General features: G+C 72.9%; 20 protein-coding genes. 4 read left to right on the top strand and 16 right to left on the bottom strand.

Annotated features, from left to right (window positions below; translation table 11 throughout):
* Positions 1-12: 12 nt before the first annotated feature.
* Genes JWP64_RS10065 through dapE form a run of 3 tightly spaced genes read right to left on the bottom strand, consistent with a single transcriptional unit; the run spans position 13 to position 2496 of the window.
* Positions 13-612 (bottom strand): TIGR00730 family Rossman fold protein, encoded by a 600-nt coding sequence (locus tag JWP64_RS10065; protein WP_297495077.1) that lies wholly within the window; start codon positions 610-612, stop codon positions 13-15.
* Positions 612-1379, bottom strand: a complete 768-nt coding sequence (locus tag JWP64_RS10060; RefSeq protein ID WP_297495074.1) for a TIGR00730 family Rossman fold protein — start codon at positions 1377-1379, stop codon at positions 612-614. Before JWP64_RS10060 ends, JWP64_RS10065 begins: the two co-directional genes overlap by 1 nt.
* Positions 1380-1416: 37 nt before the next feature.
* Positions 1417-2496 (bottom strand): succinyl-diaminopimelate desuccinylase, encoded by a 1080-nt coding sequence (gene dapE / locus JWP64_RS10055; RefSeq protein ID WP_297495071.1) that lies wholly within the window; start codon positions 2494-2496, stop codon positions 1417-1419.
* A gap of 277 nt (positions 2497-2773) precedes the next feature.
* Here dapE and dapD point away from each other — a divergent pair, with 277 nt between their 5' ends.
* Positions 2774-3721, top strand: a complete 948-nt coding sequence (gene dapD, locus JWP64_RS10050; protein WP_297495066.1) for a 2,3,4,5-tetrahydropyridine-2,6-dicarboxylate N-succinyltransferase — start codon at positions 2774-2776, stop codon at positions 3719-3721.
* Entirely contained in the window at positions 3721-4656 is a 936-nt protein-coding gene (locus JWP64_RS10045; RefSeq protein WP_297495064.1) for a CHAD domain-containing protein, read from the top strand. The genes dapD and JWP64_RS10045 overlap by 1 nt, the downstream gene beginning before the upstream one ends.
* Positions 4657-4662: 6 nt before the next feature.
* Here the strand turns inward: JWP64_RS10045 and JWP64_RS10040 are convergent, their stop codons facing one another.
* From JWP64_RS10040 to fdxA, 3 genes are read right to left on the bottom strand one after another with little or no spacing between them, the layout of a single operon-like run.
* Complete coding sequence (locus JWP64_RS10040) at positions 4663-5868, bottom strand: MFS transporter (RefSeq protein ID WP_297495061.1); 1206 nt, start codon at positions 5866-5868, stop codon at positions 4663-4665.
* Entirely contained in the window at positions 5865-6974 is a 1110-nt protein-coding gene (dapC, locus tag JWP64_RS10035) for a succinyldiaminopimelate transaminase (RefSeq protein WP_297495058.1), read from the bottom strand. The genes JWP64_RS10040 and dapC overlap by 4 nt, the downstream gene beginning before the upstream one ends.
* The gene (gene fdxA / locus JWP64_RS10030) at positions 6971-7297 is read right to left on the bottom strand and encodes a ferredoxin (RefSeq protein ID WP_297495055.1); all 327 of its coding nucleotides are present in this window, start codon (positions 7295-7297) and stop codon (positions 6971-6973) included. Before fdxA ends, dapC begins: the two co-directional genes overlap by 4 nt.
* 115 nt (positions 7298-7412) lie before the next feature.
* On the opposite strand from fdxA, the gene JWP64_RS10025 reads away from it, so the two are divergent.
* Positions 7413-8417 (top strand): GNAT family N-acetyltransferase, encoded by a 1005-nt coding sequence (locus JWP64_RS10025; protein WP_297495052.1) that lies wholly within the window; start codon positions 7413-7415, stop codon positions 8415-8417.
* Here JWP64_RS10025 and JWP64_RS10020 read toward each other — a convergent pair.
* The 3 genes from JWP64_RS10020 to mshB are packed head-to-tail and all read right to left on the bottom strand — an operon-like array spanning position 8371 to position 10422.
* Positions 8371-9150, bottom strand: a complete 780-nt coding sequence (locus tag JWP64_RS10020; protein WP_297495049.1) for a hypothetical protein — start codon at positions 9148-9150, stop codon at positions 8371-8373. The genes JWP64_RS10025 and JWP64_RS10020 overlap by 47 nt on opposite strands.
* On the bottom strand, positions 9137-9532 hold the full coding sequence (locus tag JWP64_RS10015; protein WP_297495047.1) for a hypothetical protein: 396 nt from the start codon (positions 9530-9532) through the stop codon (positions 9137-9139). The genes JWP64_RS10020 and JWP64_RS10015 overlap by 14 nt, the downstream gene beginning before the upstream one ends.
* Positions 9529-10422 carry an N-acetyl-1-D-myo-inositol-2-amino-2-deoxy-alpha-D-glucopyranoside deacetylase gene (gene mshB, locus JWP64_RS10010; RefSeq protein ID WP_297495044.1) on the bottom strand — a complete coding sequence of 298 codons (894 nt, stop codon included), beginning with the start codon at positions 10420-10422 and terminating at the stop codon, positions 9529-9531. Before mshB ends, JWP64_RS10015 begins: the two co-directional genes overlap by 4 nt.
* A 41-nt stretch (positions 10423-10463) precedes the next feature.
* Between mshB and JWP64_RS10005 the strand changes: the two genes are divergently transcribed.
* Positions 10464-10958 (top strand): GNAT family N-acetyltransferase, encoded by a 495-nt coding sequence (locus JWP64_RS10005; RefSeq protein ID WP_297495041.1) that lies wholly within the window; start codon positions 10464-10466, stop codon positions 10956-10958.
* On the opposite strand, the gene JWP64_RS10000 is transcribed toward JWP64_RS10005, so the two are convergent.
* The 7 genes from JWP64_RS10000 to typA form a co-directional block, all read right to left on the bottom strand.
* Positions 10895-11110, bottom strand: a complete 216-nt coding sequence (locus tag JWP64_RS10000; RefSeq protein ID WP_297495038.1) for a VOC family protein — start codon at positions 11108-11110, stop codon at positions 10895-10897. The genes JWP64_RS10005 and JWP64_RS10000 overlap by 64 nt on opposite strands.
* On the bottom strand, positions 11107-13224 hold the full coding sequence (locus JWP64_RS09995) for an ABC transporter ATP-binding protein (RefSeq protein ID WP_297495034.1): 2118 nt from the start codon (positions 13222-13224) through the stop codon (positions 11107-11109). The genes JWP64_RS10000 and JWP64_RS09995 overlap by 4 nt, the downstream gene beginning before the upstream one ends.
* On the bottom strand, positions 13224-14198 hold the full coding sequence (locus JWP64_RS09990) for an ABC transporter permease (RefSeq protein ID WP_297495031.1): 975 nt from the start codon (positions 14196-14198) through the stop codon (positions 13224-13226). The genes JWP64_RS09995 and JWP64_RS09990 overlap by 1 nt, the downstream gene beginning before the upstream one ends.
* Positions 14199-14262: 64 nt before the next feature.
* Positions 14263-15195 (bottom strand): ABC transporter permease, encoded by a 933-nt coding sequence (locus JWP64_RS09985; RefSeq protein WP_297495028.1) that lies wholly within the window; start codon positions 15193-15195, stop codon positions 14263-14265.
* Between the two features lie 85 nt (positions 15196-15280).
* Positions 15281-16984: an ABC transporter substrate-binding protein gene (locus JWP64_RS09980; RefSeq protein ID WP_297495026.1), complete on the bottom strand. Its 1704-nt coding sequence runs from the start codon at positions 16982-16984 to the stop codon at positions 15281-15283.
* Positions 16985-17214: 230 nt separating this feature from the next.
* Positions 17215-19047: an ABC transporter family substrate-binding protein gene (locus JWP64_RS09975; protein WP_297495024.1), complete on the bottom strand. Its 1833-nt coding sequence runs from the start codon at positions 19045-19047 to the stop codon at positions 17215-17217.
* A 122-nt stretch (positions 19048-19169) separates the two neighbouring features.
* Positions 19170-21095, bottom strand: coding sequence for a translational GTPase TypA (typA, locus tag JWP64_RS09970; protein WP_297495343.1), 1926 nt, complete (start codon positions 21093-21095; stop codon positions 19170-19172).
* Positions 21096-21134: the final 39 nt, after the last annotated feature.

Here is a 21134-nt window from a genome sequence, read left to right as displayed (position 1 = left end):
GCGGGGGGAGCGTCACGTCCCCGATCGTGGCACGGCCGCGGCGTCGACGCGGGGGGCGCAGGCCTCCAGGGCGCCCGCGACGTCGTGCACCACCGTGATCCGCTCCAGCGGGGCACGGCTCGCGAACCCGGCCGCCGGGAGCCCTTCGACCCACTGGAGGAGACCCGTCCAGTGGCCGTCCGGGTCCAGGATCACGACCGGCTTGCCGTGCAGGTCCAGCGCCCCGGCCGACCAGACCTCGAAGAGTTCCTCGCAGGTACCGATGCCGCCCGGGAGCGCGAGGAAAGCGTCGGCGTGCGCCTCCATCAGCGCCTTCCGCTCCCGCATCGTCTCGGTGACGAGAAGTTCGTCCGAGTCGTGGTCCGCCCACTCGCGCTCGACCATGCTCCGCGGGATCACCCCGATGGTCCGGGCGCCCGCCTCGCGCGCCCCGAGTGCGACGGCGCCCATCATCGACCGCTTGCCGCCGCCGGAGACCAGCGACCAGCCGCGGGCGCCGATCTCCCTGCCCACCTCCGACGCGAGGTCCAGGTAGCGCTGCGGGACGCCGTCCGACGAGCCGCAGTAGACGCAGACGGCGTGCGGGTCCCGGCCCCCGCGTCCGGCCGTCATCAGTGCGTCTCCTCCCACGCGCGGTACGCCTCGTGGACGACCTTGACCGCGTCGTCGACGTCGTCGGTGAGGTGCAGCAGCGCCAGGTCCTTCTCGCCGATCTTGCCGGTCTTCAGGACCGGGCCCGCGATCCAGTCGAAGAGGCCCTGCCAGTAGTCCTTGCCGAGCAGGACGACCGGGAACTTGGTGACCTTCTTCGTCTGGACCAGGGTCATGGCCTCGAACAACTCGTCGAGCGTGCCGAACCCGCCGGGCAGGCAGACGAACGCCTGGGAGTACTTGACGAACATCGTCTTGCGCGCGAAGAAGTACCGGAAGTTGATGCCCAGGTCGACCCACTCGTTGAGGCCCTGCTCGAACGGCAGCTCGATGCCCAGCCCGACGGACAGCCCGCCCGCCTCGGAGCACCCCTTGTTGACGGCCTCCATCGCGCCCGGGCCGCCTCCGGTGATGGCGGCGAAGCCGGCCTCGGCCAGTGCGGCGCCCAGCTGCACGCCCTGGGCGTACTCCGGGCTGTCGGCACGTGTGCGCGCCGAGCCGAAGACCGTCACCGCGCGGGGCAGCTCGGCCAGCATGCCGAAGCCCTCGACGAACTCGGCCTGGATCCGCATGACCCGCCAGGGGTCCGTGTGCACCCAGTCGCTCGGGCCGCGCGAGTCCAGCAGCCGCTGGTCCGTGGTGCTGCCCTCGGTCTGGTGCTCGCGGCGCAGCACCACCGGGCCGCGGAAACTCTGCTCGGGTCGGGCCCGCTCCCCGTTCGCGCTCATGTCCGCAGACTAATGAGCCTCGTGCGTCGGCCCGGTGTCAGCCGAGAAAACGCCGGAGGACGTCGGTGCATCGGGTGATGGCCGCGGTGTCCACGTGCTCCTCACGGGTGTGCGCCAGGTTCGGGTTCCCGGGGCCGTAGTTGATCGCCGGGATGCCCAGCGCGGCGAACCGGGAGACGTCCGTCCAGCCGTACTTCGCCCGCGCCGACGTCCCGGTCGCCGTCAGGAACTGTTGCGCGGCGGGGGCGGTGAGGCCGGGCAGGGCGCCGGGCGAGAGGTCGGTGACGGTGAGGTCGAACCCGTCGAGGACCTCCTCGACGTGCGCGACGGCGGCCTCGGCGGTGCGGTCCGGCGCGAACCGGAAGTTGACGGTGACGACGCACTCGTCGGGCACGACGTTGCCCGCCACGCCCCCGGCGATCCGGACCGCCTGCAGGCCCTCGCGGTAGACGCAGCCGTCGATGTCGACGTCCCGGGGGGCGTAGGCGGCGAGCCGGCCCAGCACCTCGCCCGCATGGTGGATCGCGTTGTCCCCGAGCCACGAGCGGGCCGAGTGTGCCCGCCGCCCGGTGGTCCGGACCTCCACCCGCAGGGTGCCCTGGCAGCCGGCCTCGACCTCGCCGTCCGTCGGCTCGCCGAGGATCGCGAGGTCGGCGCGGAGCCACTCCGGGAGCTCGCGCTCGATGCGCCCCAGGCCGTTGCGGGCGGCCTCGACCTCCTCGCAGTCGTAGAACACCAGCGTGAGGTCGTGCCGGGGCTCGGCGAGGGTGGCGGCGAGGTGCGCGAAGACGGCGTCCCCGGCCTTCATGTCCGACGTGCCGCAGCCGTACAGGACCGCGCCGTCGCGACGGCTCGGGACGTTGTCCGCGATCGGGACGGTGTCGATGTGCCCCGCGAGGAGCACCCGCTGCTCGCGGCCGAGGTGGGTCCGGGCCAGCACCGCCGCACCGCTGCGCACGACCTCGAGGTGAGGAGCCTGCTCCCGCAGCGCCGCCTCGAGCAGGCCCGCGAGCGCGGCCTCGTCCCCGGACACGCTGGGCACGTCGACGAGCGCGGCCGTCAGGTCGACGGGATCCGCGGTGAGGTCGAGGGCCCGGTCCGTGGTCTGTGAGGTCACGCGGGCGACCGTACCGGGGCGCTCCGCCCCGACGGCCGGGAGTGACCGCGCCGTCCCTCGCACCCTTGATCGCCGTTCGCGGTACGAGGCGGTCACCGATGGCCGTCTTCTACCGCTGACCGCGATCACCACCTGCGCTCCGGGTGCTTCTCGCCACCGGCGCCCTCGGGCGGTGCGGCCGTGTGCGCGGAGCAAAGGCCACCGACGAGCACCCCTGACAGCCACCCGGACCACCGGCGCCCGGGCCACGGCACCCACTGACGTAGATTGCGCAGACGTGAGCACCGAGTTCAGCACAGGTTTCCGCAGCGAGGGTGCCTCCGGCACCGGCCTCGCCACCGTCACCCCGGACGGGACGATCCTCGACACCTGGTACCCGGCTCCCGCCCTGGGCGCGGACGCCGTCGACACCACCGCCGCGCTCGAGCCGCTCACCGGCGACGACGAGGCGCGCGAGGTCACCACCAGGATCGTCCGCACCGAGATCGGGTCGCTGGCGGACAAGCCGGTCGACGCGTCCGACGTGTACCTGCGGCTGCACCTGCTCTCCGGCCGGCTCGTCCGGCCGCACGAGATCAACCTCGACGGCCAGTTCGGCCTGCTCGCGAACGTCGCGTGGACCAACTTCGGGCCGTGCGCGGTCCCCGGGTTCGAGCTCGTCCGCGCGAAGCTGCGGGCCCGCGGCGCAGTCGCCGTGTACGGCGTGGACAAGTTCCCGCGGATGGTCGACTACGTGCTCCCGTCGGGCGTGCGGATCGCGGACGCGGACCGGGTCCGGCTCGGCGCCCACCTCGCCGAGGGCACGACGGTCATGCACGAGGGCTTCGTGAACTTCAACGCCGGCACGCTCGGCTCGTCGATGGTGGAGGGCCGGATCTCCGCGGGCGTCGTCGTGGGCGACGGCTCGGACGTCGGCGGGGGCGCCTCGATCATGGGGACGCTCTCCGGTGGCGGCACCCAGGTCATCTCGATCGGCCGGCGCTGCCTGCTGGGCGCGAACGGCGGCATCGGCATCTCGCTGGGCGACGACTGCGTGGTGGAGGCAGGCCTCTACGTCACCGCCGGCACGAAGGTGACCCTGCCCGACGGCACCACCGTGGCCGCCCGCACGCTCTCCGGCCAGGACGGCGTGCTGCTGCGCCGCAACAGCGTCACCGGCGCCGTCGAGGCCCTTCCCCGCACCGGCGAGGGCATCGCGCTCAACGCCGCGCTGCACGCGAACTGATGACCCAGGTTCGGAACGGGCGGCGGCCGATCGCCGTCGCCGACCTCCCCGCGCCGCTCACCGCGACCCCCGCGGACCCGCCGGCGCACCACGTCCGCGCCGCGCTGGACCTGCGGCTACGGGCGCTGCTCGCGCACGACCCGGGGACGAGGGTCGGCACGGACATCGAGGACCTGCACCAGATGCGGGTGTCGGTGCGGCGAATGCGGGCCGCGCTGAAGGCCGCCCGCCCGCTGCTCGACGGCCCGTGGTCCGACGGTTTGCGCGAGGAGCTCGGCCGGCTCGGCCGGGCGCTCGGACCGGTCCGGGACCTCGACGTCCTGCTGCTGCGGCTCGGCGGGGAGGCGGCGAGCCTGCCGACCGCCGAGCAACGGGCGGCGGAGCAGCTCGTCGCGGCCCTGGAGACCGAACGCGAGCAGGCCCGGGCGGAGATGCTGGCCGCCCTCGAGGCGCCCCGCTACGCCGCCCTGCTGGAGCGGCTGGCGGACGCGATCCGGCTGCCCCTGCCCACCCCGTCGGCGACGCAGGCGCAGCCCGAGCTCGTCGACCTCGTCCGCAGGGAGGCGCACAAGCTTCGGCGCAACGTCGAGCGGGCCGGGGAGCACCCGCCGGACGCGACCCTGCACGAGCTGCGGATCCGGGTGAAGCGCGTCCGGTACGTGGGCGAGCTGGTGCTGCCGATGCTCGGCAGGCCGGTCAAGCGGCTGCTGCAGGCGACGGCGGTGCTCCAGGAGGTCCTCGGGGACCACCAGGACGCCTGCGTGGCCGAGGAGCGGATCCGCGGCCTGCTCGACGGGCTGGGCGAATCCCCGGACGCGCTCGTGGTGTTCGTCGCCGGCCGGCTCGTCGAGCGCGAGCGGACCCGGGCCGAGCAGAAGCGCACCGAGTGGTGGGCGGCCTGGGAACAGGTCAGGGAGCTCGCCGCGGACCTGTAGGGGGAGCTAGCCGAGCGAAGCGGTAGCCGGATCGGGCCGGTGGTCCCCGATCCGCCAGATCGCCAGCCCCTGCACCGTCCCGGCGACCAGCAGCACCACGATCGCGGCGACGTACCCGCCGGTCAGGTCGATCAGCACTCCCATCAGCAGGGGCCCCAGCCCGGCCGCCAGGTAGCCGATGCCCATGGCGAACCCGCTGGTGGCGGCGCTCGTCGCGCCGTCGGGGGTGTTCCACGCGATCACCGCGAGGCCCATCGGGAAGCCGGCACCGACACCGATCCCCATCAGCACCGCCCACGGCCACGGGCCGACGACGCCCGGCTCCGCCAGCAGCAGCGCGCCGAGCGTCCCGGCCAGCCCGCAGGCCAGCGTGAGCGAGGACCAGAACCGCCAGCGCCGGCGACGTTCGGCCAGCACCGGGGCGAGCAGCGCGGCCGGGATCTGCGCGACGCTCCAGACCGCGAGCAGCAGGCCCGCGCGCTGCGGGCTCCAGCCGTGGCTCTCGTAGTACGGCGAGAGCCAGGTCAGCCAGCCGTAGAACATCAACGACGTCCCGGACATGTAGCAGGCGGCCTTCCGGGCGAACGGGTCCCGCCACGGCAGCCGCACAGGTGGCCCGGTCCGGTCCGGTCGGCCGACGCGCAGCGCCACCGGCGCCCACACCGCGCAGGCGACGACCGCCGGTACCGCCCACACGGCGAGCGAGAACGACCAGCCACCCAGCCCGACCGACAGCGGCACCGCGACGGCCGACGCGACGGTCGCGCCGACCATCATCGCGACCACGTAGCCGCCGGTCACGGCGCCCGCCCGGGCGGCCAGGTGCTCCTTGACGATCCCGGCGAGCAGCACCCCGGCCAGGCCGATCCCGAGCCCGACGACGAGGCTGCCCGCGATCAGCGGGGCCAGCGCCGGGATCCCGCGGAGGACGCTGCCGAGCGCCACCAACCCGACGGCGCCGCCCGCCGCGCGCTCCCGGCCGAACCGGGAGCCGATCCCGGAACCGACGAACGACCCGACGGCCATCATCAGCACCGCCCCGGCCTGCACCAGGCCGGCGGCACCCGAGGAGACCCCGAGCTGGGCGCGGACGGTCTCCAGCAGGGGCGGATAGCCCGCCAGGGCGGTGCGGAGGTTCGCGGCGAGGGCGAGCAGCCCGAGCAGGACGACCACCGGCCGGATCCGCGTGGTCGCGGGGACGGGAGAGGTCATCTGCCCGGTCGATCCGAGGTCAGCCGGGCCACCGCCGCGTCGATCCGTTCGTCCGACGCCGTCAGCGCGATCCGGACGTGCTCCGCGCCGGCGTCCCCGTAGAACTCACCCGGGGCGACGAGGATCCCCCTCTCCGCCAGCGCCTGCACGGTCTCCCGGCACGGCCGGCCCGCGGTGGCCCAGAGGTAGAGCCCGGCCTCGGAGTGGTCCACGCGCAGCCCGAACGCCTCGGCGGCGGCGCGCAGCCGGGCCCGCCGGCCGTCGTAGAGCGCGACCTGGGCCCGCACGTGCGCGTCGTCCGACGCGGCCGCAGCCAGGGCGGCCTGCACCGGGTGCGGGACGATCATCCCGGCGTGCTTGCGAATCTCGAGCAGCGCGCCGACCAGCGCCGGGTCCCCGGCGAGGAACGCGGCGCGGTAGCCGGCGAGGTTCGAGGTCTTGGACATCGAGTGCACGGCGAGCAGTCCCTCGTGCCGGCCGTCGCAGACGTCCGGGTGCAGCACGGACACCGCCCCCAGCGCGGGAGCGGCCAGGCCGAGGTAGCACTCGTCCGACGCGACGGTGGCCCCGACGGCGCGAGCCGCCTCGACCGAGGCGCGCATCGCGCGGGCGTCGAGCACCCGGCCCGTCGGGTTCGACGGCGAGTTCAGCCAGACCAGCCGGGTCCCCGCGGGCGGGGCCTCGCCGTCCGCGAGCCGGACCGGGGTGGCCCCCGCCAGCAGCGCCCCGACCTCGTAGGTGGGGTAGGCGACCGCCGGGACGCCGACGACGTCCCCCGCGCCGAGGCCCAGCAGCGTCGGCAGCCACGCGACCAGCTCCTTGGAGCCGATCGTGGGCAGCACCGCGGCCGGGTCGAGCCCCGTGACGCCGAAGCGCCGGCCCAGCGACGCGGCGACGGCCTCGCGCAGGGCGGGCGTGCCGTGCGTCGTCGGGTAGCCGGGGATCTCGGCGGCCGGCCCGGCGAGCGCGTCGCGGATCACGGCGGGCACAGGGTCGACCGGAGTGCCGACCGACAGGTCGACCAGGCCCCCCGTATGCCGTGCGGCGAGCTCGCGGGCTCCGGTCAGCGAGTCCCAGGGGAAGTCCGGGAGCGCGACGGGACTCACTCGTCGTGCGACTGCGGTGCCAGGCTCAGGACCGGCTCCACGTCCTTCTCCACCAGGCCGACCTTCGACGCGCCGCCCGGGGAGCCCAGCTCCTCGAAGAAGTCCGCGTTCGCCTTGGTGTACGCGCCCCACTGGTCCGGCACGTCGTCCTCGTAGTAGATGGCCTCGACGGGGCAGACCGGCTCACAGGCACCGCAGTCCACGCACTCGTCGGGGTGGATGTAGAGCATCCGGCCACCCTCGTAGATGCAGTCGACCGGACATTCCTCGATGCACGCCTTGTCCTTGAGATCGACGCAAGGCTCTGCGATCACGTACGTCACGGGTCGTCCTCCAACTACGGCTGTGGAAACACTGTGTGGTGCGCGCTCGAGCGCGCTCCACGCTGTGGCAGGTTAACCCGCGGCTCGTGGCCCCGGCATGGGAAGGTAAGCCTCAGTGACACGCGACGGGATCGACCTCGACGCGGTGCTCGGCGCGCGTGTCGCGCTCCGGCACCGGATCGGGGAACGGGACGGCAGGCCCCTTTTCACCGACGCCGTCGGCACCCTGTCCGACGGTGGCGGGGGCACGGTCGTCGTCGAGACCCGGAAGGGTGCGGTGCGAGTCCCGCGGGAGGCCGTCGTCGCGGTTCGCGCGGTACCCCCGGCACCCCCGCGCCGGGCCTCCTGGAGTGCGGTGACGCGGCTGGAGTCGTTGTGTGCGGACGCCTGGCCGGCGCTGGTCGACCGCCCCTTGGGCGCCTGGCGGCTGCGGGCGGCGGACGGTTTCACCGGGCGTGCGAACTCGTGCCTGGCGGTCGGGGATCCCGGCATGCCGGTCACCGACGCGCTCGCCGCCGTCCAGGAGTTCGCGGCTGCGCACGAGGGCGTCCCGCCGCGGGTGCAGACGCCGATCGGCTCGCCGTGGTCGACGGCCGTCCAGCGCGCCGGTTGGGTCCTCGACCGCGGGCACGACGCGGGCGCCGAGGTCGCGGTCCTGGTGGCGGATCTCACTCTGCTGACGGGCGCCGACGGCCGGGTGCCCGTCTCCCTGACCGACCGCGCGTCGTCGACCTGGTGGGAGTTCTCCGAGGGCGCCGAGCCGACGCCGGCGCAGCGACACGTCCTCGATCCGGGCCCGGGCGGGCCGCCGACCGTCTTCGGCCTCGCCGGACCGGAGCCGCTCGGAGCCGTGCGCGGCGCGCTCGTCGAGGACCACCTGCACCTGTCCCGGCTGTCGACGTCCCCCGCCGCCAGGCGCACCGGGGTCGGGACCGCACTCACCGCGGCCGCCGCCCGCTGGGCGCTGGCGCGCGGCGCGAAGTGGGCCGTTTTGCAGGTGGCGCTGCACAACACCGGCACCCGGACGTTCTACGAGCGGCTGGGCTGCACCGAGCACCACCGCTACCACTACCTCACACCCGCGCCAGCCGCTTCTCCGCGGCCTTCGCCGCACGCTTGAGGCCGGACCACTCCCCGAAGTACTTCCCCGCCACCCCGACGACGGGCAGCATGCCGATCGCCTCGTGGTAGAAGCGGCCGTGCGGGCGCTTGTCCAGCTCGTCCTCGACGGAGTACAGCGCCCGGCCGAGCCGCCAGACCGCGGAGCCGATCCTGGCCACCGCCGGGGAGGCGTCCTTCTCGCCGAGGTCCCCGGTGAGCTCGTCCGCCCTGCGGTCGACCACGGCGTCCTCGGCGGCGTCCAGGGTGCCGGTCAGCGTCAGCTCGCGGCCGAACAGCACCGACGCGAGCAACTCGACGATCCGGTCCTCGCCGGCGCGGGAGTGGATTCCGTGCTCGCCGGCGATCGCGACGAGCAGCAGGCCCTGTCCCGCGGCGCCGACGGCGGCGGACACCGGCAACGTCCTGGCCAGCGCGCCGCCGAGGCCGGGGATCGCCGCGATCAGCGTCGTGAACCGGCCGACCCGGTAGACCCACCAGTGCGAGCGGCCCCGCACGTCCATCGCCGCCCACGCGGCGGTGCCCGGCACCTCGACGGACGCCAGCGTGTCCAGGATCCTGTTCTTGAGCGGGCGCTCGTCCTCCGCGCCCGGGCCCGGGCGCCCCCGCCCGCGCAGGCCGAACGGATCGGACTCGCGCAGGCCGGCGAGCACCGGCCGGGTGGCCCGCACGAACGGCCGGAGCACCCCGACGATCACGGAGTCGGGGATGGCGCCGTTCTCATGTCCGGACACTCGTGCTCTCCTCGCTCGTGCCCGTACCCGGGTGGTCGTACGACTCGTCCAGTACCCGCCGCAACGTCAGCAGACCCGCGAGCAGGGCCGCGACGAGCAGCAGCAGGGACTGCCAGGTCTCCGGCAGCATCACGTCCCCGCCCGGCCCGGCGAGCCCCAGCACGCCGACGACCACCAGCCAGATCATCAGCGGCGACCCCGCCACGAGCGGGGTCGCGGCGACCGTCGCGGCCCCGCGGATCATCGCCGGCATGGTGCCGAGGATCAGCAGCGTGCCGAGCGGAGCGGGCACCGTGCCGACGTATGTGGGCTGGTAGAGCAGCTCGGCGACGGCCAGCGCGGCGGAGGCCGCCAGCACCGCGACGAGCGTCAGGGCCTTCACAGGTCGAGCCCGGAGAACAGGTCGTCCGCCGGGGCCGGGCCCGCGCCGCGCGCCAGCACGTACTCCTCGACGTCGAGGAGCGGCTGCGCGACCTCGTTGCTCATCGCCAGGGCCACCGGGCCGCGCCCGCTGTCCCACACCGAGATCTGCGTGGCGTGCGCCTGCATCGCCTCGATCCGGGCGGCCCGGTGCGCCGTGACGTCCAACCGGGTCGTGACGTCCGCGTCCGGGACGCCGGGAAGCTCGTCGTCGCCCGGCGCCCGGAACGGCAGGCCCGGCAGCCCGACGATCTCGGCGAGCCCCTTGTCCAGGGTGGTCCGGCCGACGACGGCGTGGAACAGCCGCGCGACGACGTCGGGGCGGGCCTGCACCGCCGCGGCGACCAGCAGGTGTGCGCGGACGTGGTCCGGGTGGCCGTAGCCGCCGTCGTGCGCGTAGGAGACGACGACCTGCGGGTGCACCTCGTCGACGATCTCCAGGAGCCGGGCCAGCTGCTCGTCGAACGCCTCGGGCGCGGCCAGCGCGCGCGGGTGCAGCTCGGCCGGGGTCGCCGCCCACACGCCGCCGTGCCCGGCCAGCACCATGCCGCTGTCCCGCCAGTGCGCGGCGCCGCCGAGGTAGCGGTGGTCCGGCCCGCCGAGGGCGGCCAGTGCGCCCGCGAGCTCGTGGATCCGGTACCCGCCGAGCTGGTCCGCCCGGTCCGGGGCCAGCTCGCGGAGCTCGGGCGGGATGACCTCGCCCTCCTCGCCGAGGGTGCACGTCACCACGGTCACGGAGGTGTCCGGGTCCGCGGTGTAGCGGGCGATGGCACCGCCGGTGGTCAGCGTCTCGTCGTCGGGATGTGCGTGCACCAGCAGCAGCCGACGCCCAGCTGTGCGTGGGAGCGTCACGAGCGCACTCTATGCGGCGGGGCCTGTGTGATGCTGCACGCGTGCAGCCTCCCGAGCGCCTGGACCCGGCCGCGTGCGCAGTCGAGCTCCTCGCGCTCCAGCGCGTGTCCTACCGGGTGGAGGCGGGGCTGATCGGCTCGGACGCCATCCCGGCCCTGCACGACAGCGCGGAGACGCTCGCCGCCGCCGGGCTGACCTGGCTCGCCTTCGGGGACGACCACGGCCTGCTCGCCGCCGCCGCGCTGAGCGAGACGGCCGAGGAGGTCGACCTCGAACGCCTCGTCGTCGCGCCACGGGCGTTCCGCCGGGGCCTGGGCCGCCGGCTCGTCACCGCGGTCCTGGCGCACGCCCGGGACCGCCGGGTGGTCGTCTCGACGGGCCGGGACAACGCGCCGGCCCGCGCGCTGTACGCCTCGCTCGGCTTCGCCCCGACCGGCGAGCGAGAGGTGCCCCCCGGTCTCGTGCTGGTGTCCTACGGGTTCCCGGCGGACCGCGCGACGAGCTCGACCTCGAACCCGTCGGAGTTCTCCAGGTAGCCCGCGTAGTGCTCGGGGTCGCCCGCCCAGGGGCGGCGCTCTGCGAACATCGGGGTCCGGCCGAGCAGCCGGCCCCATTCGGCGACGGCCCGGTCGAGGTCCGGCACCCACAGCTCGACGTGGTGCAGGACCCCGACCGGGGCGTCGGTCATCCGCGCAGGACCTCGCGCTCGGCGGCGTAGTGACATGCCGCCTTGTGGGTAGCGACGTCGCTGTGCCGCACCAGCTCCGGGTCCTGCTCCAGGCAGGCCTGCTGCTGGCTCTCCGAGAGCACCTCCGCGAACTTCCAGCAGCGGGTCCGGAACCGGCAGCCCGACGGCGGGTTGGCCGGGTTGGGCACGTCCCCGACCAGCACGATCCGCTCCCGCTCGCGCTCGATCACCGGGTCCGGGATCGGCACGGCCGAGATCAGCGCCTGCGTGTACGGGTGCTGCGGTCGCTCGAACAGCTCGTCCCGGTCCGCGATCTCGACGATCTGGCCCAGATACATCACCGCGACGCGGTCGGAGATGTGGCGCACCACCGACAGGTCGTGGGCGATGAACAGGTAGGTCAGCCCGAAGTCCGCCTGCAGCTTCTCCAGAAGGTTCAGGATCTGCGCCTGGATGGAGACGTCGAGGGCGGACACCGGCTCGTCGAGCACGACGAACTTGGGGTTGAGCGCGATCGCCCGGGCGATGCCGACACGCTGGCGCTGCCCGCCCGAGAACTCGTGGGGGTACCGGTCCGCGTACTCCCCGGACAGGCCGACCGTCTCGAGCAGGTCCTCGATCGTGGTGTCCGTGACCGTCCCGCCGAGCAGCTCGTACTTCTCCTCGAGGATCTGCCGGACCGTCATCCGCGGGTTGAGCGACGCGTAGGGGTCCTGGAAGACGATCTGCATGTCCTCCCGGGCCCGGCGGAGCTCCTGCTGGCTCAGCGCCGTGACGTCCCGGTCGCCGACCCGGACGGTGCCCGACGTCGGCTCGTGCAGCCGCAGGATCGCCCGGGCCGCGGTCGACTTGCCGCAGCCGGACTCCCCGACCAACGACAACGTCGTCCCCGGTTCGATGTCCAGGCTGATGTCGTTGACCGCCTGCACCGCGCCGACCTCGCGCCGGATGAACACCCCGGACTTGATCGGGAAGTGCTTGACCAGCGACGTCACCTCGACGACCGGCCGGCCGCCGGTGGACGGCGTGGCGTCGACGGACGCGGCATGCGGCCGCGGGGTGTCGTGCGCGATCGCGACCTGGTCCGGGTGCACGCAGGCGTGCAGGTGCCCGGAACCCGGCGACAGGGGGACGAGCTGCGGGACCTCGGCGATGCACTCCTGCGTCGCGAACGCGCACCGCGGGTGGAACGCGCAGCCCTGCGGCACCCGGGCGAGGTTCGGCGGCTGTCCGGGGATCGGCTCGAGGCGCTCCGGCCGCGAGTGGTCCATCCGGGCCAGGCTGGACAGCAGACCGTGGGTGTAGGCGTGCCGGGGCGAGCTGAAGATCTCGTCCGTCGTACCCGTCTCCACGATCCGGCCCGCGTACATGACCGCGATCCGGTCCGCGTGGCTCGCGACCAGGCCGAGGTCGTGCGTGATCAGCACGATCGCGGTGTTGCGGCGCTCCTGCAGGTCCACCAGGAGCTGCATGATCTGCGCCTGCACCGTCACGTCGAGCGCGGTGGTGGGCTCGTCCGCGAGCAGGACCTGCGGGTCGTTCGCCAGCGCCATCGCGATCATGGCGCGCTGGCGCATGCCGCCGGAGAACTCGTGCGGGTACTGCCCCGCCCGCACGGCCGGGTTGGGGATGCCGACCTCACCGAGCAGGTCGACGGCCTTGCGGAACGCGGCATGCTTGCCGATCCGCTGGTGGACCCGCACCATCTCCGCGATCTGGTCGCCGACCTTGAACACGGGGTTCAGCGCGGTCAGCGGGTCCTGGAAGATCATCGAGATGTCGTTGCCGCGCAGCTTGCGCTGCTGGTTCTCCGGCATGTCCAGCAGCGAGCGGCCCTTGAGCAGCACCTCGCCGCTCGGGAAGACGGCGGGCGGGCTCGGCACCAGGCCGAGGATCGTCATCGCGGACACGGACTTGCCCGAGCCGGACTCCCCGACGATCGCGAGGGTCTCGCCCTCGTGCACGTGCCAGTTGACGCCGTCGACGGCCTTGACCGTGCCGGCCGGGGTGTTGAAATGCACCCGGAGGTCCTTGACCTCGAGCAACGGCGAGCGGCGCTCGTCGCTGCGGGCGCCGAGGACGTCCTCGCTCGCGAGGGCGGTGTTCTCGGACATCAGTTGCCACCCCGCAGCTTCGGGTCGAGGGCGTCCCGCAGGCCGTCGGCGACGAACGCGAACCCGAGGGTCGTGATCGCGATCGCGGCGGCGGGAGCGATCCACAGGAACGCCTTGCCCTCGACCTGCAGGAAGTTCACCGCCTGGGAGATGAGCCGGCCCCATTCGGGGATGTCCGGCGGGACGCCGATGCCGAGGTAGGACAGCGACGCCATGGCGACCACCGCCACGCCGATGCTGGTGAACGCGTAGACGAACACCGGGGCGATGGCGTTCGGCAGGATGTGCCGGCGCACGATCCGCCCGTTGTCCGCCCCGATCGACCGGGCGGCCTCCACGTACTCCGCCTCGCGCAGGGCGAGCATCTGCCCGCGCATGAGCCGGCCGGTGGTGACCCAGCCGAGGACGACGAGCGCGACGATCACCGTGGCGACACCGTTGCCGATCGCCCGGACGACGACGATCGCACCGATCAGCTGCGGGAAGGCCAGGAACACGTCCATGATCCGGCTGATCACGGCGTCCCAGGCACCCCCCTTGAAGCCGGCCAGCGCACCGAGGGACACCCCGATGAGCAGCGAGAAGGCCACGGTGCACACGCCGACGATCATGGCGACGCGGGCGCCGTAGATGATGCCGGAGTAGAGGTCCCGGCCGAGCACGTCGGTGCCGAACCAGTGGCTGGAGCCGGGGGGCTGCAGCGTGTTGAGCAGGTTCTGCTCGAACGGGTCGTACGGGGTGATGAACGGACCGATGATCGCCAGCACGACCAGTACGGCGATGATCACCAGCCCGACCATCGCGAGCTTGTTGCGCCGGAAGCGGCGCCAGATGTCGGTGAACTGGCTGTTCCTGCGCCGCGGGGCGGTCCCCGGGGTCACCGGGGTGTCGGGCTCGGGCGGGGCGATCTCGGCGGTGGGCAGTCCGAGCGCCCCGGCGGCCGGGTCGCTGGACGACGAGGGGGGAAGGGTCATGGGAGGGTTGGCCTCGGCTCGGTTCTCTCGAGTTGTCGCGGACGGACTCTTCGGCACAGGAAGATCAACTGAGCCTGATCCGCGGATCGAGATAGGCGTAGAGGATGTCCACGATCAGGCTCAGCAGCACGTACACGACGACGCTGAAGACCACGATCGCGATGATGACCGGCGCGTTGTTCTGCACGATGGACCGCGACAGCAGGTAGCCCACGCCGTTGTACTGGAAGATCGTCTCGGTGATGATCGCGCCGCCGAACAGCACGCCCAGCGAGATGCCGACGTAGGTGACGACGGGGATCAGCGAGTTGCGCATCGCGTGCTTGGTGATGACGGTGCGCTCGGGCAGGCCCTTGGCCCGGGCCGTGCGGATGAAGTCCGCTCTCAGCACCTCGAGCATCGACCCGCGCATCAGCCGGGCGATGAACGCGGCGTCGATGACGGCCAGCGTGAACGCCGGCAGGATCAGCTCGTTGAGCCAGTTGACCTGGACCGTGAAACTTCGCGGGACCGGCGGGAACGGGCCCCAGCCGGACACGTTGGCCACCAGCAGGATGCCGATCACGAACGGCGGGATGCCGATCGCGAGCGTCGAGGTGACGGTGACCAGGACGTCCCAGAACGAGTAGCGCTTGACGGCGGCGATGACGCCCGCGACGACCCCGATCAGCACGTCGAGCAGGATCGCGGCGACGGCCAGCTTGACCGTGTTCGGGATCGTCGCGGCGAGCAGCTCCGAGACGGGCCGGTTCTGGTTGAAGTCGATGCCGAAGTCTCCCCGGACCATGTTGCCCAGGTAGGTGAGGTACTGGACCGGCAGCGAGTGGTCCATGCCGTACTTGGCGCGGTTGGCGGCCGCGATCGCCGGCGGCACGGCCTTCTCGCCGGTGGAGGCGAAGGGATCTCCCAGGGCGAAGGTGGCCAGGAAGATCAGCAGGGTGGCGACGAGGATGACCAGGATCGCCTGGGCGGCTCGGCGCAGGATGAACTTTCCCATGCGAGGGGACTCCCGACGGAACACGGCGGTGACCCGGGGACTCTACGTCGCCCCGGGCCACCGCCTGATGTCGACTACGACCGGCTTACTTCGTGGTGATCGTGGCCAGCGTCGGGTTCTCGAAGAAGTCGAACTTGATGTTGTCGAACTTCGCGGTGTCGACCAGCCGGGACTGCTGGCGGGCCCACAACGGGATGAGCGCCAGGTCGTCGCCGATGGCGATCTTCTCGGCCTGCTTGTAGAGGTCGTTGCGCTTGGCGTCGTCCTGGGTGGAGGACGCCTGCGCGAGCAGGCTGTCGAACTGCGGGTTGCTGTAGCGGCCGCGGTTGTCGCCCTGGGCGACGTCCTGCGGGCTCGCGGCGCCGATCGCGGCGGTCGAGAGCAGCGGGCCGAGGAAGTTGCCCGCCGTGGGGTAGTCGGCAGTCCAGGCCGCCCGGTAGAGGCCGGTGGCACCCGGGGCCTGCTCGTTCTTCAGCAGGTCACGGAACGGCACGCCACTGTAGGTGACCTTGAGCCCGAGGTTGGTCTCCAGCTGCTGCTTGACCGCGGCGGTCCACTCCTCGTGCCCGCCACCGGTGTTGAACTGGAAGTTCACCTCGGTGCCGGGGACGAGGCCGGACGACTGCGCGAGCCTCTTGGCGTCCGCGACGTCGTACTTGCAGGCGGTGCACACACCCTCCTGGTACGCGCCCTTGAACGACGCGGGGACCAGCGCGGTGGCCGGGACCTGCGAGTTCTGGAACACGCCCTGGGCGATGGCGTTGCGGTCGATCGCCTCCGAGATCGCCTTGCGGGCGTCCGCGGTGTCGAGGGGCTTCCGGGTGACCGAGACGAGCAGGTAGTTGATGCCCGCCGTCTTCTTGTTCAGCCACTGGCCCTGCGGGTCGTACTGCGCCCGGGCCTGGGCGAGGACGGGCGTGGGCATGCGCGCCCAGTCGAACTGGCCGTTCCGGAAGCCGTTGTACTCGGCCTGCGCACCCTGGTCGGCCGGAGTGATGGTGATCTCGACGGCGTCGAGGTTCGCCTTCGGGCCGGCGCCGTAGGTGTCGTTGCGGACGAGCCGGATGCCCTTGTCGTGCTGCCACGGGCCGTCCATCTTGAACGGGCCGTTGCCGATCGGGAGGTCGTTGTAGGTCGTGTTGCTCGCCGCGCCGGCGACGGTCGGGACCGGGCTCAGCGCCGGGTGCGCGCCGCGGATCTCGAACTCGCAGTCCGGCTTGGAGAGCGCGACCTTCAGGACGTTCGGGTCCGTGGCGTCGACGCCGGACAGCGCCTGGGCGCTGCCGTCCTGCATCTGGGCGTAGCCCTGGACCTCGTCCAGGTGGTACGCGACATCGGAGGCGGAGGCCTTCGCGGCGGTCCGCTCCCAGCCACGCTTGAACGACGCGGAGTCGACGACCTCCCCGTTGCTGAACGTCGTCCCCTGCTTGAGGGTGAACGTCCACTGCGTGCAGTCCGCGTTCGACCCCCACTTGTCCGCCACGCCCTGGATCACGGTGCCGTCCGGCTCGACCTGGACGAGCCCGGTGAACAGCTGCTTGTTGACCAGGATGCCCTCGGACTCCTGGGCGTTGTACGGGTCGATCGCCGTGGGCTCGACGATGCCGAGACGGAAGACGCCACCGGGCTTGCCCGGCACGTCCGGGGCGTCGGCCGTCTCCGGGAAACCGGTTGCCGCCGCGGCGGTCTGTCCTGAATTCTGGTTGGACTGCTGGGAGCAGCCCGCGAGCACGATGCTGGCCACCGCCGTGACCGCGACGGCAGACAGGGCTGCCCTCGATCTCCTCATCGACTTTCCTGACCCTTCGTTGCCGGGCCCTCCCGATCGGCAGACCCGTTCAGTTCGGTGCGGCGAGACGCGTCCCTGTGCTGAGACTGGCGCACCGCCCCGAGCAACTTAGGAATCGCACAGGCTTCCCGCCAGCTTCGTGACCAAAGGGTGACCAGGCGAGAAAACCGCAGATACGAGCTTATTACCCAACGGTAACGTCCAGCATGCGGGAGGCGATAAAGCGCTTCTCAGCCGGGTGGCGCGGTCCAGCGCTGGGCGCCCGTGAGGGGGCCCGTGGTCAACGGGCCGGGTCCGATCCCGGCCGTCGCCGCGTCGCCCGCGGTGGTGCTGACGACGAGGCCCACGGGCTGGAACAACGGCAGCGCGGGCAGCTGCGCCCACAGCACCCGCTCGGTCGTGGCCAGCTGTCCGGGGTCGGGGGTCGCGGCGTTCGCGAGGCTGTCCAGGACCGGCTGCAGGGCCGTGGAGCAGAAGGCCGTCGGGGTCGCCGGCGGGTTCGGGACGGTCGCCGTCGGGGTGGCGCAGCCGTAGTCCGACGCGAGCTGGGCACCGAGGTCGCCGCCGACCGCGCGGGGACGCACCAGGACGTCGACCGGGACCGCCGCGCCCGGCGCCGGGGCGGCGGAGGAGAGGGTGGTACTCGGCGCCGTGGTCGGTGCGATGGTGGCCGTCGGGGCCGCGGCGGGCGTGGGGGCCGGGGTCGTCGTGGGCGACGCGCTAGCGCCCGACGAGGGGGCCGTGCTCGTCGTGGACGGCGGGGTGGCGGGCACGGTCGGCGCTGTGAACAGGTCCGCCGAGGGCGGGGCGACCACGTCGACCGTGATCCCCGCGGCCCGCAGTTGCTGCGCGACGAGCTGCGCCACCGCCACGTCGGTCGTCCGTTCGGCGCCGGCGCCGATCACGAGCCGCAGCGGCGTCCCGCCCAGGGACCACCGGCCGTCGGCGTCGCGCGTGTAGCCGGCCTCGGTGAGCAGCTGCTCCGCCGCCGCCGGGTCCCGGCGGGCGGGAGCACCCGCGGGCGCGGTGGCGGCGTAGCCCGGCTGGGAGGGGGCGAGGCCGAACGCGTCCGCGGCGAGTGAGTCCGGGGCGACGGCGGTGCGGATCGCCTCCCGGTCCACGATCGCGCATACGGCCTGCCGCACCCGGGTGTCGACGAGCGGGCCGCCGTCGGACCGCAGCCGGAGCTCGCTGACGGTAGGCCGCGGCGCCGGCTGCGTGCGGACGGCGGCGCCCAGCGGCGCGAGGGCGGCGCGGACCTTCGCGCCCGAGGCCGGGATCGCCACCTGGACGTCCCCCGTGCGCAGGCCCTCGGCCAGCGTCGGCGGATCGAGCCGTCGCAGCACGATCTGGTCCAGGGTGCTGGGGGTGGCCCAGTAGAGGTCGTTGCGCGCGAGGACGACCTCGCCGCGCGAGCGGTCCACCGTCACGACGCGGAACGGCCCGCCGGACACCGGGAGCCCGCCGGCGAGCGCGCCCGTCCAGGAACCCGGGGCGTCCTTGAGGATGTGCGCGGGCAGCAGGTCCGAGAAGAGGTGCGACCAGTTCGGGTACGCCTCGGAGAACACGACGTCCACGGCCTTTCCGCCGGCCCGCGAGCGCACGTCGGTGATCAGCTTGTACCCCGCGGCGTCGACCGTCCCGGGCTGGGAGCGCATCTGCTCCCAGAGGTAGACGAAGTCCTCGGCGGCGATGGGCGAGTTCGACGACCAGGACGCCTGCACGTTCAGCTCGTAGCTGACCGTGAACGGGCTGGTGGAAGTGACCTCGGCGCTCGTCGCGATGGTCCGGTCGAGCTGCAGGTCCCCGTTCGCGTCCGGCCGGAACACCGAGGGCAGGACCAGGGTGGACAGCGCCGTCGTGACCGCGGACCGGTCCGCCGTCAGATGCGGGTTGAAACCGGAGCCCAGGTCGTCGACACCGACGACGACCTGGGTCGACATCGGGACGGGCGGCGGAGCGGGGGCGGGCGCGGGCTGGTCGACGGGTCGGTCGGTGCACGCGGCGAGGAACGCGAGCAGCGCCGCGACCAGCACGGCGAGCAGCGATCGCTCGGTCCTCATGCCCGTCCTCCCGCCGGGGCGGGCCGTGTGGCCCGCCGGGGGGCCATCGTCGCACCGACACACGACACCGCCCGGGTGGGGCTGATCGACTCCTCGATCGGCCCTGCCCGGGCGGCGGTGGGTCACGCCTTGGACGCGTTGGCGGCCTTCGCCCGGGCACGCTGACGACCGCGCAGGTGCGAGTCCAGCTCGACCTTGCGGATCCGGACGTTCTCCGGGGTCACCTCGACGCACTCGTCGTTGGCACAGAACTCGAGCGCCTGCTCGAGGTTCAGGACCGTCGGCGGGGTGAGCTTCACCAGCTCGTCGCTCGTCGACTTGCGCATGTTGGTCAGCTTCTTCTCGCGCACGATGTTGACCTCGAGGTCCTCGTTGCGCGTGTACTCACCGATCACCATGCCGTCGTAGACGGTGGTGCCCGGGCCGACGAACAGCACGCCGCGGTCGCTCAGCGCGTCCACCGCGTAGCCCGTGACGGGCCCGCTGCGGTCCGCGATCAGCGAGCCGCGGAGCCGGTTGTTGATCTCCCCGACCCACGGGCTGTAACCGTCGAAGACGTGGCTCATGATGCCCGCGCCGCGGGTGATCGTCAGGAACTCGGTGCGGAAGCCGATCAGGCCGCGGGACGGGACCCGGAAGTCCAGCCGGACCCGGGTATCGCCGTGCACCATCTGGGACATCTCGCCCTTGCGCGCGGCGAGTAGCTGGGTGACGGCGCCGAGGCTCTCCGACGGCACGTCGCAGGACATCTGCTCGAACGGCTCGTGCACCTTGCCGTCGATGACCTTCGTGACGACCTCGGGCTTGCCGACGGTCATCTCGAAGCCCTCGCGGCGCATGGTCTCGACCAGGATCGCCAGCGCGAGCTCGCCACGCCCCTGGACCTCCCAGGTGTCCGGGCGCTCGGTGGGCAGCACCCGGAGGCTGACGTTGCCGACGAGCTCCGAGTCCAGCCGGCTCTTCACCTGGCGGGCGGTGAGCTTGCCGCCCGGGTGCGGGTCCCGGCCGACGAGCGGCGAGGTGTTGATGCCGATCGTCACCGAGATCGCCGGCTCGTCCACGTGGATGCGCGGGAGCGCGACGGGGTTGTCCGGGTCCGCGAGGGTGTCGCCGATGGTCACGTCCGAGATACCCGCGACCGCGACGATGTCACCGGCGTAGGCGGCGTCGGCCTGGACGCGGGTCAGGGCCTCGGTGCGCAGCAGCTCCGTGATCTTGACGCGGGTGACCTTGCCACCCTCCTGCATCCACGCGACCTGCTGGCCGCGGCGGATGACGCCGGCGCGGATGCGGCAGAGCGCGATCCGGCCGAGGAAGTTGGTGGCGTCGAGGTTGGTGACGTGCGCCTGCAGCGGCGCGTCGGGGTCGTCCGCGGGCGGCGGCACGGTGTCCATCAGGACGTCGAACAGCGGCTGGAGGTCCTCGGAGTCCGGCAGCTCGCCGTCGCCGGGCCGGTTGCGGCTCGCGCGCCCGGCGCGGCCGGACGCGTACACGACCGGGAGGTCGAGCAGCCGGGCGGTGGCGTCCTCGTCGAGCTCGAGCTCGTCGGCCAGCTCGAGCAGCAGCTCCAGCGACTCGTCGACGACCTCTTCGATCCGCGCGTCGGCGCGGTCGGTCTTGTTGACGACCAGCATGACCGGCAGGCCTGCGGCGAGGGTCTTGCGGAGGACGAAGCGGGTCTGCGGCAGCGGCCCCTCGGAGGCGTCGACGAGCAGCACCACGCCGTCGACCATGGAGAGGCCGCGCTCGACCTCGCCGCCGAAGTCCGCGTGGCCGGGGGTGTCGATGACGTTCACCGTCACGCCGTGCCAGTTGACAGTGGTGTTCTTCGCGAGAATGGTGATGCCCTTCTCGCGCTCGAGATCGCCGGAGTCCATCACGCGGTCCACGAGCTCCGCACGCTCACCGAACGCACCGGAAGCGCGCAGCATGGCGTCGACGAGAGTGGTCTTTCCGTGGTCGACGTGCGCCACGATGGCGACGTTGCGCAGCTCGTGCCGCGCGTCGGGAAGACCGCGATCGGCGGTCTCCGGGGCGGCCTCGAGAATGGATCCGGGTGTGGTCACACTTCACGGTATCTCGCCCGA

This window comes from Pseudonocardia sp. (assembly GCF_025465255.1).
Taxonomy (GTDB): Bacteria; Actinomycetota; Actinomycetes; order Mycobacteriales; family Pseudonocardiaceae; genus Pseudonocardia.
The sequence above is the reverse complement of the archived record's forward strand: the minus strand, read 5'-3'. Positions and strand labels throughout refer to the sequence as shown.

Bases quoted from the DNA above. Each gene is read 5' to 3' on its own strand.
- JWP64_RS10040 (WP_297495061.1), bottom strand. From the start codon at position 5,868: ATGACCTCTCCCGTCCCCGCGACCACGCGGATCCGGCCGGTGGTCGTC.
- JWP64_RS10000 (WP_297495038.1), bottom strand. From the start codon at position 11,110: ATGACCGACGCCCCGGTCGGGGTCCTGCACCACGTCGAGCTGTGGGTG.
- JWP64_RS10065 (WP_297495077.1), bottom strand. From the start codon at position 612: ATGACGGCCGGACGCGGGGGCCGGGACCCGCACGCCGTCTGCGTCTAC.
- JWP64_RS09985 (WP_297495028.1), bottom strand. From the start codon at position 15,195: ATGGGAAAGTTCATCCTGCGCCGAGCCGCCCAGGCGATCCTGGTCATC.
- JWP64_RS09980 (WP_297495026.1), bottom strand. From the start codon at position 16,984: ATGAGGAGATCGAGGGCAGCCCTGTCTGCCGTCGCGGTCACGGCGGTG.
- JWP64_RS09995 (WP_297495034.1), bottom strand. From the start codon at position 13,224: ATGTCCGAGAACACCGCCCTCGCGAGCGAGGACGTCCTCGGCGCCCGC.
- JWP64_RS10060 (WP_297495074.1), bottom strand. From the start codon at position 1,379: ATGAGCGCGAACGGGGAGCGGGCCCGACCCGAGCAGAGTTTCCGCGGC.
- JWP64_RS09990 (WP_297495031.1), bottom strand. From the start codon at position 14,198: ATGACCCTTCCCCCCTCGTCGTCCAGCGACCCGGCCGCCGGGGCGCTC.
- JWP64_RS10045 (WP_297495064.1), top strand. From the start codon at position 3,721: ATGACCCAGGTTCGGAACGGGCGGCGGCCGATCGCCGTCGCCGACCTC.
- JWP64_RS09975 (WP_297495024.1), bottom strand. From the start codon at position 19,047: ATGAGGACCGAGCGATCGCTGCTCGCCGTGCTGGTCGCGGCGCTGCTC.